Annotated in this window: 8 protein-coding genes; 4 read left to right on the top strand and 4 right to left on the bottom strand. The window is 57.2% G+C overall.

Going from position 1 to position 12,186, the window contains the following annotated elements; genetic code table 11:
• Positions 1-591: 591 nt before the first annotated feature.
• On the bottom strand, positions 592-1,665 hold the full coding sequence (locus QWY83_RS04085) for an Mrp/NBP35 family ATP-binding protein (protein ID WP_249946470.1): 1,074 nt from the start codon (positions 1,663-1,665) through the stop codon (positions 592-594).
• Positions 1,666-1,943: 278 nt separating this feature from the next.
• On the opposite strand from QWY83_RS04085, the gene QWY83_RS04080 reads away from it, so the two are divergent.
• Complete coding sequence (locus QWY83_RS04080; RefSeq protein WP_105235466.1) at positions 1,944-2,150, top strand: DUF1127 domain-containing protein; 207 nt, start codon at positions 1,944-1,946, stop codon at positions 2,148-2,150.
• A gap of 450 nt (positions 2,151-2,600) precedes the next feature.
• Positions 2,601-3,203 carry a LysE family translocator gene (locus QWY83_RS04075; protein ID WP_249946471.1) on the top strand — a complete coding sequence of 201 codons (603 nt, stop codon included), beginning with the start codon at positions 2,601-2,603 and terminating at the stop codon, positions 3,201-3,203.
• Here the strand turns inward: QWY83_RS04075 and QWY83_RS04070 are convergent.
• The 3 genes from QWY83_RS04070 to QWY83_RS04060 all read right to left on the bottom strand — a co-directional run bounded on the left by QWY83_RS04070 (position 3,200) and on the right by QWY83_RS04060 (position 6,867).
• Complete coding sequence (locus tag QWY83_RS04070; protein WP_249946472.1) at positions 3,200-3,745, bottom strand: TetR/AcrR family transcriptional regulator; 546 nt, start codon at positions 3,743-3,745, stop codon at positions 3,200-3,202. The two genes, QWY83_RS04075 and QWY83_RS04070, sit on opposite strands and share 4 nt — an antisense overlap.
• Positions 3,746-3,810: 65 nt before the next feature.
• Positions 3,811-6,252 carry an ATP-dependent helicase gene (locus QWY83_RS04065; RefSeq protein ID WP_249946473.1) on the bottom strand — a complete coding sequence of 814 codons (2,442 nt, stop codon included), beginning with the start codon at positions 6,250-6,252 and terminating at the stop codon, positions 3,811-3,813.
• Between the two features lie 60 nt (positions 6,253-6,312).
• Entirely contained in the window at positions 6,313-6,867 is a 555-nt protein-coding gene (locus QWY83_RS04060; protein ID WP_249946474.1) for a MarR family winged helix-turn-helix transcriptional regulator, read from the bottom strand.
• A 138-nt stretch (positions 6,868-7,005) separates the two neighbouring features.
• Between QWY83_RS04060 and QWY83_RS04055 the strand changes: the two genes are divergently transcribed.
• On the top strand, positions 7,006-8,499 hold the full coding sequence (locus QWY83_RS04055) for an MDR family MFS transporter (protein WP_249946475.1): 1,494 nt from the start codon (positions 7,006-7,008) through the stop codon (positions 8,497-8,499).
• Positions 8,500-8,612: 113 nt separating this feature from the next.
• On the top strand, positions 8,613-12,059 hold the full coding sequence (locus QWY83_RS04050; RefSeq protein WP_249946476.1) for a pyruvate carboxylase: 3,447 nt from the start codon (positions 8,613-8,615) through the stop codon (positions 12,057-12,059).
• The last annotated feature ends 127 nt before the right edge of the window (positions 12,060-12,186 follow it).

The raw sequence follows: 12,186 nt of genomic DNA, 5'->3' as shown, positions 1-12,186 counted from the left end.
CGGGAAGTCCAGCAACGCGCGCCACCTGGGGGGATGTCTGCTCGCTCGCGCGCCGGATCTATTATTCGGAAGAAGCGTGTGCCTGTATGAAACCTGCTATTTTCGCCTCTGGGCTCTTTTTAAGTTCGGCCCTTGGTATTTGTTATCACTCTGCTTCCGATGAGTTGAATATGCCGATTGGGACGGAGTCTGGCAACAACTTTCTGGAACCTCATGGAACTTAATGGGGATAGCTGGGCAATACCAATGATAACCAAGGGGTCACGTGAGCGTGAGGTGACGCAGGTTATGCCACGATCCGCAAGAAATGACACAACATATAGATTTCATAAACCATGACCCACAAGTTCCATGGGATTCACAAAAAATTCCATCCACTCCCAGTCGGGGTTATCTGGTGTGAAAATGTTCCGCATACGTTCCTAAAATTCACTCAAAATCACGCCGCAGTGATTCGGATTGAGTGCAACCGCAAGCCAGATTCAAATTGAGAACCCAGATCAGTTCCATAGGATTCCATATCTGCAACACAAAGGGCCGTCCGGTGAACAACCGAACGGCCTTGAGAACCAAAAGGTTCGAAAAGTATAATTAGACCAGTCCGCCCTCGATCAACTTCGAGGCGAGACTTGCATAGGCATCGGCCATCGCACCCCCACCAGCGGCCACAGGTGTCCCGGCGTCGCCAGCCAGTCGGGTATCAAGGTCAATCGGAAGCGACCCTAAGAACGGAACCGACAGCTCTTGGGACGCAGCAGCCACCCCACCATGACCAAAGATATGCGCCTCATGACCGCAATTCGGGCAATGGAAGGTCGACATGTTTTCTATCAGACCCAAGATCGGCGTCTTGAGCGTGTTGAACATGTCAATCGCCTTACGCGCATCGATCAGCGCCACGTCCTGCGGAGTCGATACGACTATAGCTCCCGTCATGTGGGTCTTTTGGCAGAGCGACAGTTGAATATCACCTGTCCCCGGTGGCAGGTCGATCAGCAGCACGTCCAGCTCGCCCCAGTTCACCTGACCGAGCATCTGTTGCAACGCACCCATCAGCATCGGCCCCCGCCAGATCACCGCTTTATCAGGATCAACGAGGAGACCAATAGACATGACCGTGACGCCATGCGCGTGGAGCGGCTCTATATGTTCACCATCAGGCGACGATGGTCGCCCCGTGATACCCATCATCCGTGGCTGACTGGGACCATATATATCGGCATCTAATAGACCGACCTTTTTACCTGCCTTCGCCAAAGCTACGGCGAGGTTGCTCGACACGGTGGATTTCCCAACGCCGCCCTTCCCCGAACCGATGGCGATGATCCGCTTGACGCCAGGCACACCCTGCGGACCAGCTTGGGGCGTCGGGTGACGACCAACCTTGAGGCTCGGCGCGGGCTGTGCGGGCTTCGACGGTCCGTGCGCCGTAATCACCGCTTGCACGTCCGTGACACCTTCAACTGCGCGCAAGGCCTCGACCGCCGCTAGACGGACAGGTTCCAGCGCGCGTGCTTCATCAGGTGTGGGCGCCTCAAGCACAAAGCGAATCTGCCCGCCATCAACCGTCAAGGCCCGAACAAGATCTTTGGACACAAGTGTCCCACCTGCGGGCAGCGCAATGCCGTTCAATATCTCAAGAACCGTATCTTTCCCTAAGGTCACCAGACCCTCCTGTTCAAACTCTGCCCAATTCAGCGGCAAAACATGTCACGGAATGGGCAAATCACAAGCCAAATCCCCTGCAATGTAACGCCTATGTGAAATAGGTCAGCACTTCGTATGCATTTGCTGCATGGCGGCATTGACGAAAGTCCCAATTGTGCATCCGCAGCATTAGCGCCAAGTTAGGTCCAACGGCAGCAAGATGCCACGGCGAACTACCATACGCCGAAAGATGAAACAGACCCGCCCGATGCGGGACACGATGAAAAGAGAATGACATGGCTTACGCAAACGACGTCCGCACTGGTTACACCCCCGCTTTCGGCGGCTTCTTCGCAAACCTCGCTGATCGCTTCGCCAAGTACAAAGTATACCGCGCGACAATCAACGAATTGTCGCAGCTCTCTGGCCGCGAACTTGCTGATCTGGGCATCTCCCGCTCGATGATCAAAAGCATCGCAATCGAAGCGGCCTACGGCGCCTAAGACATAGAATACGACGGTCCCTCTCCTCCTCCCTGGGACCTTCGACAACGATCTGCTCTCTCCTCCTCCCTGAGCGGATCGTGACTAAAGCGGCGGCCCCCTTCTCCTCCTCCCTAGGGGGCTGCCGCAAAAGAATAGAGTTTACGGACCCTCCTCCTCCTCCCTGAAGGTCCGTGAAATAGCGGCGGGATCTCTCCTCCTCCCTGATCCCGCCGCACCAAATTCAGATACGGGACCTTCTCTCCTCCTCCCTGAAGGTTCCGCATAGAAGCAGATGGTCTCTCCTCCTCCCTGACCGGACGCTTCGCCAAGCGAATGCTCTCTCCTCCTCCCTGAGCGTTCGCCGAATAGCACGGCGGCACCCCTCCTCCTCCCGGGTGCCGCCGTTTGCTTTTTCATCCCTCACGATTTCGATTGCAGCGACCTGAGACATTTGTCACAGCACGAGGCATGACCTACGAATTGATCGTCGCCCTTATCGGCTTTGCCTTTGTCAGTTCCATCACTCCGGGGCCGAACAACATGATGTTGATGGCCTCAGGAGCCAACTTTGGCATTCGACGCTCGATCCCACATATTCTGGGCGTTGGGCTCGGCCATTCGTTCATGATCGTTGTTCTGGGCGCAGGTCTGGTGCAGGTGTTCGACACCTTCCCGATCATGCTGGTCGTGATGAAATGGGGCTCAGTCGCCTATCTGCTGTATCTGTCGTGGAAGATCGCGAATGCCGCACCCAAATCGCCAGACGCACCAGAGGCCGAAGGCAAGCCACTGACATTCCTTCAGGCCGCAGCGTTTCAATGGGTCAATCCCAAGGGCTGGTTCATGGCGCTGACCGCGATCAGCGCTTACACGGCGGACCATTCCTTTGCGCAGGTTCTGCTGGTGGCGCTGACGTTCATGTGTACCAACCTTCCGTCGATCTTTTTCTGGAACGCATTGGGCCAACAGGCACGCCGTTTCCTGAACAATCATGGCCGACTTCGGGCGTTTAACATCACCATGGCTGTGTTGTTGGTGCTAACCCTGATCCCGATTATCCGCGGTCACTAAAACGCCGTTGCCGCACGACCAGCCGCAAAAACGGGCTTTAGCATGGCCAAGGGCATTCCCTGTCCTGCCAGTGCCGTAACCAAGGTCATCACCCCAACTGCCTGCCAAGCCGCACCCGCTGGGTCCTTATGGTGCCCCTTTAGCGACATCATGATCCCGCGCTGAATGGTGGATAGGTGTTCCGTATACATTTGCCGCGCCTTTTCATCGTGGCGCAGCTCACCCGCCGCGGACCGCAAGAGAAAACACCCTTGCCAGTCGGGGACAACCGCAGCCTCTAGCGCATCCCAAAACCGTGTCACTGCCGCAGGACCAGGCGTTTTGAAAATCTCGCATTGATCAATGAGCACGGATTTGCGGTAGCGATCCAAGGCGTCATGCACCAACCGCGTTTTGTCAGGCCACTGCTGATAGAGCGCCTTACGGCTCAGCCCTGTGACCTTAACCAACTCTGGATAAGGGGTCGCCTCAATACCGACGGCCCAAAACTGTTCCATCGCCTTTTGTAATGCGTAATCTGCCCGTTCGGCTGCCAAAGCCATACTCGTACCCCATAATTCACTCGGGTTTCCGAGCAAGCTACGCGATGCACGTTAAAGGCGAAACCCTAAAATGGAACGTCGTTTGCCTGCGCCGCAGAGACGATGAACTTTGCCACGACCTTCTTTGAACCCGCCTTATCGAATTCGATATCGAGCTTATCGCCTTCAATCTCCATCACTTCGCCATAGCCGAATTTCTGGTGGAAGACGCGGTCGCCGATGGTGAAAGACGACACAGCGGTCGCATCGATGGTCAAACCACGCACCTCTGACGGCTGAGCCATGCCACGGCTCTGGCTCCGTGCTTGCATCCGTTTCCAACCGGGGGAGTTGTAAACATCGGCCTTGCCAACGCGCTCTTCGATGGTGGATGCGGACTTCATCGCATAGGCAGGCGACGCGCTCGACGACATGCCAGCGGCGCCATAGCCCCCACCATATAGCCCCGGAGGTGTCAGAATCTCTACGTGATCGACAGGCAATTCGTCGATGAAACGGCTGGGAAGCTGGCTCTGCCACTGGCCATAGACCCGACGGTTCGCGGCAAAGGAGATCGTGCAGACCTCTTCGGCGCGAGTGATACCGACATAAGCAAGGCGGCGTTCCTCTTCCAACCCCTTCAGCCCGCTTTCATCCATGCTGCGTTGGGACGGGAACAAACCGTCCTCCCACCCTGGTAGGAACACGGCTGGGAATTCCAAACCCTTTGCCGCGTGCAGGGTCATGATGCTGACCTTTTCCTCAGCATCCTCGGAATCATTATCCATAATCAGCGCAATATGTTCGAGGAACCCTTGCAGATTATCGAAATTCTCGAGCGCTTTGACCAATTCCTTAAGGTTCTCTAGCCGCCCCGGAGCCTCGGGCGTTTTGTCGTTCATCCACATCGTGGTGTAGCCAGATTCATCGAGGATCATTTCGGCCACTTCAATATGCGTGTCCGCCTCATCCCGCAGCTGCTGATACCAACGGTCGAGCCCCTGAACCAATTCGCCCAGCGCCGCGCCACCTTTGCCTTTGATCGCGCCGGTGTCGACACAAAGCCGCGCCCCTTCGACGAGGTTGACGCCATTATCGCGCGCCATGCGCTGAATCGTCTGGATCGCCTTATCACCCAGCCCCCGTTTCGGCGTGTTCACAATCCGCTCGAACGCGAGGTCGTCGTCTTGTGAAACAGCGAGACGGAAATAGGCCATCGCATCGCGGATTTCCAAACGTTCGTAGAAACGCGGGCCGCCGATGACGCGATATGGCAGGCCGATGGTCAGGAAACGATCCTCAAACGCGCGCATCTGATGCGACGCCCGCACAAGTATCGCCATATCGTCAAGCGACCGAGGGTCCATTCCACGGGTGCCGCGCTGCATCGCCTCGATCTCTTCACCGATCCAGCGGGCTTCTTCTTCGCCGTCCCAATGACCGATCAGGCGAACGCGTTCACCTTCTTCGCGGTCCGTCCAGAGCGTTTTACCCAAACGCCCCTTATTCCCCGCAATCACCCCCGAAGCAGCGGCAAGGATATGCGGGGTGGAGCGGTAGTTTTGTTCGAGCCGAACGACCTTGGCCCCGGGGAAATCCTTTTCGAACTTGAGGATGTTGCCGACCTCAGCCCCGCGCCAGCCATAGATCGACTGGTCATCGTCGCCTACGCAGCAGATGTTTTTGTGACCGCCCGCAAGGAGGCGCAGCCAGAGATACTGCGCGACGTTCGTATCCTGATATTCGTCCACCATCACATAGCGGAACCAGCGCTGGTATTGATCCAGCACGTCCTGATGGGTCTGGAATATCGTGACCATGTGCAGCAAGAGGTCGCCAAAATCGACTGCATTCAGTTCCAACAATCGCCGCTGATACTGGTCGTAGAGGTCAATCGCTTTGCCATCAAAGGCAGCGGCCTCGCGGGTCGGAACCTTATCAGGCGTCCAAGCGCGGTTTTTCCAGCTATCAATGATCCCCGCCAGCATCCGTGGCGGCCAGCGTTTGGCATCGATGTTATTCGCCTCGATCAACTGCTTGAGCAGGCGGATCTGATCATCGGTATCGAGGATCGTGAAATTCGATTTCAGGTGCAGCGACGGGCGCCCTTCGATCAGGGCATTCCGGTCATCCATCCCGATCAGTTCGGCGTGACGGCGCAAGAGTTTCACACAGACAGAGTGGAAGGTGCCCATCCACGGCATGCCCTCAACCGCCTCGCCCAGCAAACGACCAACACGCTCTTTCATCTCGCGGGCGGCTTTGTTGGTGAACGTCACAGAAAGGATTTCATTCGGACGCGCCTTACCCGTGGCAAGCAGGTGAACGATCCGCGTGGTCAGCGCCTTTGTCTTGCCCGTTCCTGCGCCCGCTAGCATCAAAACCGGACCGCCTAATGCCTCAACCGCCTCTCTCTGTGCTGGATTGAGGTCATCCAGATAGGGCGTGGGCCGCGACGCCATCATAGCGCGCTGGGACAAGGACATTTCGGCCGCCTCAAAGGCGTCATCATCGGAATAGCTGCTCATGGCAGAATAAATAGCGCAACTCTGGACGCGAGGAAAGCGCCTGTTCGCATTATGTTCTAGTTAGTCTTGCCCATGCAAAACGCGGCGCATATCGCCGACATATCGCCCAAGGAGGCGGGAAAAGGCCGCGATATCATCGGCGTTCCAATCCCGATAAACCTCGATCACCTTGGCCCATTTCAGTTCTTTATAGGCCCGAAACAGCGCGATGGCCGCATCCGTCAGGACCAAGATCGACTTTCGCCCGTCGTCTTGGGCCGCTTCACGACGCACCAGACCTTTGGCGATCAGGTCACTGGCCACGCGGCTCGCACGCGAGGGATCGATATTCATTTCCTCAGCGAGGAGACCAATCGTTGCAGGCTCTGCAATGTCGCGCCCTACCCCTTCTTGGATACGGAAAATCGCGGTCATGGCGTAGAACTGACCGACTTCGACGCTAGAGCCCAACTCCGCCAGAATTTTCGCGGGCACTTCGCCTTTGGACGACGCCCGATGCCAAAGGAACATCGTCCCATCGAGATCCAGCAAGGCATCAATCATGTCAGGCCCGAAACCAGCGCCAGCCAGCAGTTCGGGCACATTGTCGTGAAATTTCTTTGGCATCTTCGTCATGGCATTCGTGTCTACTCACATATTCGCACAAGTCAATTACCTGCCAATGACAATTATGTGCTATTGACACATAAATTTCATTCCCGATAGATAAAGAGGAAATCGCGGGCAACGCACCCGTAGAAAACTGGAGCTCCAATGACCGCTGCACCTACTCCGACCCATACGGGGTCGACACGACTTATTATTGCATCCATCGGGGTGCTTTTGCTGCTTGCCGCACTTGACCAAACTATCGTTTCCACCGCCCTGCCGACCATCGTTGCCGACCTTGGCGGGCTAGAGCACCTCAGCTGGGTCGTAACGGCCTATATGCTGGCCTCGACCGTTGTTGCGCCGCTCTATGGCAAAATTGGTGACCTTTATGGACGCCGAAATACGGTGTTCGTCTCGGTTGGTCTGTTCCTCTTCGGCTCCGCGCTCTGCGGACTTGCCAATTCGATGACCTTCCTGATCCTCGCCCGTGCGCTTCAGGGCCTTGGCGGTGGCGGCCTTTTTGTCCTAGCCCTCTCTGTCATCGGCGATGTGATCCCGCCCCGCGACCGCGCAAAGGTGCAGGGCATCTTTGCCGCCGTGTTCTCTATGTCCTCTGTGATCGGGCCACTGATTGGTGGCTGGTTCGTCGAAGCCTTCACCTGGCACTGGATTTTCTACATCAACATCCCGTTCGGCGCTGCTGCGGTCGCTGGCTTTGCGATGGCGTTCAAACCGACCGGACGTCGGGTCAAGCACTCTATCGACTGGTGGGGGGCTGCAACCCTCTCGGTCGCGCTGGCATCGCTGACGCTGGCAACATCGCTGGGTGGCAACACAATCGCATGGAACAGCCCGACCTTTATCGGACTCATTGCCCTCTCGCTCATCAGCACCATCGCGTTTGTCTACATTGAATCCCGCGCAGCAGAGCCGATCCTGCCGTTGAAACTGTTCAAGCTGAACGTGTTTTCGACGACCTCTGCGATCAGCTTTATCATCGGCGCGGCGATGTTCGGCTCTGTCACCTTCCTGCCGATCTACCTGCAAATCGCAAAAGGCGTCTCCCCGACCGTATCGGGCCTTATGCTGATCCCAATGACCTTTGGCATCCTGCTCGGCTCGACCACCTCGGGCCGCTGGATGGGCAAAACAGGGAAATACCGCATCCTGCCGATCATTGGCGCGGTCTTTATCGTGCTCGGAATGATCGCCCTGTCGACCATCGACCAATACACCTCGACGCTTCGGTTCAGCCTGTCGCTCGCCACGTTTGGCCTCGGCATGGGGACAACATTCCCTGTTCTGACCACCGCCGTGCAAAACGCTGTGCCGCGTGAAACCTTGGGCACCGCAACGGCGGCAGGCCTGATGTTCCGTCAGGTCGGTGGGTCGCTCGCGGTCGCTGCATTCGGCGCCCTCTTTGCGGCACGTATGGCGGCAGGCCTCGGCACGACAGTCGAATTCAACGGTGAGATCGGCCCGCAAATGTTGCACGGGCTGCCCGAGGAAGCACGCGGTTTGGTCGCGGATAGCGTTGTGAACGCGATCCACCCGATCTTTTGGATTGCGGCCTCATTGGGTGTGATTGCCTTCGCGCTCTCCCTGCTGATGAAGGAAATCCCCCTCCACAACCGTCAGGCCCCAGTGTCAGAATAATCGATTATTTTACGCAAAAGATATGTTATCGCTAACATATCGTCAAAAAAGCTGTTTACGCAGCCGCAGAATCTTTCTACACCTTTGCTGCATCTGCAAAGGAGTGCCCGACTATGGCCGAGTTCAAAAAGATTCTGATCGCCAACCGTGGTGAAATCGCGATCCGCATTATGCGGGCCGCGAACGAGATGGGGAAAAAGACCGTTGCGGTCTACGCCGAAGAAGACAAACTCGGCCTTCACCGTTTTAAGGCTGACGAAGCCTACCGCATTGGCGAGGGACTGGGCCCAGTTGCCGCCTACCTCTCTATTGATGAGATGATCCGCGTCGCCAAAATGTCCGGCGCGGACGCCATCCACCCCGGCTACGGCCTTCTGTCGGAAAACCCCGATTTCGTTGATGCATGTGATCGCAACGGCATCACCTTTATTGGCCCCAAAGCGAAAACCATGCGCGAGTTGGGCGATAAGGCCAGCGCACGCAAGGTCGCGATGGAGGCAGGCGTTCCCGTCATTCCAGCGACCGAAGTTCTGGGCGAAAACATGGATATCATCCGTGTTCAGGCCGCCGAAGTTGGCTACCCGTTGATGCTCAAGGCATCGTGGGGTGGCGGCGGTCGCGGCATGCGCCCGATCATGAACGAAGCAGAGCTCGAGGAAAAAGTCCGCGAAGGTCGCCGCGAAGCCGAGGCCGCCTTTGGCAATGGCGAAGGCTATCTGGAAAAGATGATTCTGCGTGCCCGCCACGTCGAGGTGCAGATCCTCGGCGATAAAAAGGGCAACATTTATCACCTCTGGGAACGCGACTGTTCGGTTCAGCGCCGCAACCAAAAGGTCGTCGAACGCGCCCCTGCCCCGTATCTGTCGGCCACGCAGCGTGAACGCCTGTGTAACTTGGGCAAGAAAATCTGCGAACACGTGAACTACGAATGCGCAGGCACCGTCGAATTCCTGATGGATATGGATTCGGGCGAATTCTACTTCATCGAGGTGAACCCCCGCGTTCAGGTGGAACACACCGTCACCGAAGAAGTCACAGGTATCGACATCGTTCGTGCGCAAATCCTGATCGCCGAAGGGAAATCCATCGTCGACGCAACGGGCTGTGCTTCGCAATATGACGTGCAACTCGACGGCCACGCGCTCCAGTGCCGCGTCACGACCGAAGACCCGTCGAACAACTTTATCCCTGACTACGGTCGCATCCAGACCTACCGTTCGGCAACAGGTCCGGGCATCCGGCTGGACGGCGGCACCGCCTATTCGGGCGCGGTAATCACCCGATACTACGACTCGCTTCTGACGAAAATCACCGCACGCGCACCAACCCCCGAAATGGCGATTGCGCGGATGGACCGTGCCCTCCGCGAATTCCGTATCCGCGGCGTATCCACGAACATCGAGTTTGTGATCAACCTGCTAAAGCACCCGACGTTCCTGAACTACGAATACACGACAAAGTTCATCGACACGACGCCAGAGCTGTTCCAGTTCAACAAACGCCGCGACCGTGCGACCAAAATCCTGACCTATATCGCGGACATCACCGTGAACGGTCACCCTGAAACCGCTGGTCGCGCGAAACCACATGCAGAACTGAAAGCACCAAAGCCCCCTGTCCTGCCCGGCAAAGGTGAAGTTCAGAGCGGCACGCGCCAAATCCTCGACCAATTCGGTCCAGAGGCGATTGCCGACTGGATGCACCAGCAAAAGCAACTTCTGATCACCGACACGACCATGCGTGACGGCCACCAGTCCTTGCTGGCGACCCGTATGCGGTCGATCGACATGATCAAGGCAGCACCTGCCTATGCGCAAAACATGTCTGGCCTCTTCTCGGTCGAATGTTGGGGTGGTGCGACGTTCGACGTGGCCTACCGCTTCTTGCAGGAATGCCCATGGCAGCGTCTGCGCGATATCCGCGCTGCGATGCCGAACATCATGACCCAGATGCTGCTCCGTGCGTCAAACGGCGTTGGCTACACGAATTACCCTGACAACGTTGTGCAGGAATTCGTGCGTCAGGCTGCCATCTCTGGCGTCGATGTGTTCCGCGTGTTCGACAGCCTTAATTGGGTTGAAAACATGCGCGTTGCGATGGACGCGGTTATTGATGCTAAAAAGGTCTGCGAAGGCACGATTTGCTACACAGGTGACCTGCTCGATCCGAACCGTTCGAAGTATGACCTGAAATACTACGTCGGTATGGCCAAAGAGCTCGAAGCCGCTGGCGCGCATGTTCTTGGCCTCAAGGACATGGCGGGCTTGCTGAAACCATCCGCTGCAACCGCTCTGGTCACTGCACTGAAACAAGAGGTCGGTCTGCCGATCCACTTCCACACCCACGACACCTCGGGCGCATCGATCGCGACCGTTCTAGCGGCGTCGGCAGCGGGTGTCGACGTTGTGGACGCGGCAATGGACGCCTTCTCTGGCGGCACATCGCAGCCGACCTTGGGCTCTATCGTTGAGGCACTCAAAGGCTCTGACCGCGATACAGGCCTCGACATCGCGTCGATCCGTGAGTTGTCGAACTATTGGGAACAGGTGCGCGCGCAATACACCGCCTTCGAATCTGGCCTCCAATCGCCAGCCTCCGAAGTCTACCTGCACGAAATGCCGGGCGGTCAGTTCACCAACCTCAAGGCACAGGCACGCAGCCTCGGCCTAGAGGACCGTTGGCACGAGGTCGCGCAGGCCTATGCCGACGTGAACATGATGTTCGGCGACATCGTCAAAGTGACCCCATCCTCCAAAGTTGTCGGCGACATGGCCCTCATGATGGTGTCCCAAGGTCTGACCAAAGATCAGGTTCAGGACCCGACCACCGACGTGGTCTTCCCCGACTCGGTCGTCGACATGATGAAAGGCAGCCTCGGCCAACCTCCGGGTGGCTGGCCTGCCGCGATCCAGACCAAAGTGCTCAAGGGCGACACGCCGATCACCGACCGTCCGGGTAAACACCTTGCTCCGATTGACCTCGATGAAAAGCGGGCAGAGCTGACCGCTCTCTTGGATGGTAAAAAGATCGATGATGAGGATCTCAACGGCTACCTGATGTATCCCAAGGTCTTCCTTGATTACATGGGTCGCCACCGCACCTACGGCCCTGTTCGCACGCTGCCGACACGCACGTTCTTCTACGGTATGGACGCAGGCGAAGAGATCAGCGCAGAGATCGATCCGGGCAAAACGCTGGAAATCCGCCTGCAAGCCGTAGGCGACATGGATGAGAACGCCGAAGTGAAGGTGTTCTTTGAAATCAACGGCCAGCCGCGCACCATCCGCGTTCCAAACCGTGCTGTCACCGCGACGAAAGCAAGCCGCCCGAAAGCCGAGGCAGGCAACCCGAACCACATCGGCGCACCGATGCCGGGTGTGGTCGCGACTATCGCGGCCCAAGCTGGCAAAGAGGTCAAAGCGGGCGACCTCCTGCTCACCATCGAAGCGATGAAGATGGAGACAGGGATTCACGCCGACCGCGATGCCGTGGTCAAAGCGGTTCACGTCACGGCGGGCGGACAGATCGACGCCAAGGATCTGTTGATCGAGTTCGAATAAGAAAACGACGGGCGCCTTCGGGCGCCCGTTCTGTTTTCGGAAAAAGTTGGAAAAATTTCGTGGTGACCTTCATTTTCCTCTTGCAGCCCCCCGCGCCTTTTCATATCTCACGCCCACTGACACGGAA

Source organism: Marivivens donghaensis, assembly GCF_030410045.1.
In the GTDB taxonomy this organism is placed as follows: domain Bacteria; phylum Pseudomonadota; class Alphaproteobacteria; order Rhodobacterales; family Rhodobacteraceae; genus Marivivens; species Marivivens donghaensis.
Note: the sequence above shows the minus strand (reverse complement) of the source record. Positions and strands in the feature narration are given on the sequence as shown.

What these genes read in the sequence shown, in the direction of transcription:
- QWY83_RS04080 (WP_105235466.1), top strand. Translation starts at nt 1,944, where the DNA reads ATGGCTTACGCAAACGACGTCCGCACTGGTTACACCCCCGCTTTCGGC.
- QWY83_RS04075 (WP_249946471.1), top strand. Translation starts at nt 2,601, where the DNA reads ATGACCTACGAATTGATCGTCGCCCTTATCGGCTTTGCCTTTGTCAGT.
- QWY83_RS04070 (WP_249946472.1), bottom strand. Translation starts at nt 3,745, where the DNA reads ATGGCTTTGGCAGCCGAACGGGCAGATTACGCATTACAAAAGGCGATG.
- QWY83_RS04065 (WP_249946473.1), bottom strand. Translation starts at nt 6,252, where the DNA reads ATGAGCAGCTATTCCGATGATGACGCCTTTGAGGCGGCCGAAATGTCC.
- QWY83_RS04060 (WP_249946474.1), bottom strand. Translation starts at nt 6,867, where the DNA reads ATGACGAAGATGCCAAAGAAATTTCACGACAATGTGCCCGAACTGCTG.
- QWY83_RS04055 (WP_249946475.1), top strand. Translation starts at nt 7,006, where the DNA reads ATGACCGCTGCACCTACTCCGACCCATACGGGGTCGACACGACTTATT.
- QWY83_RS04050 (WP_249946476.1), top strand. Translation starts at nt 8,613, where the DNA reads ATGGCCGAGTTCAAAAAGATTCTGATCGCCAACCGTGGTGAAATCGCG.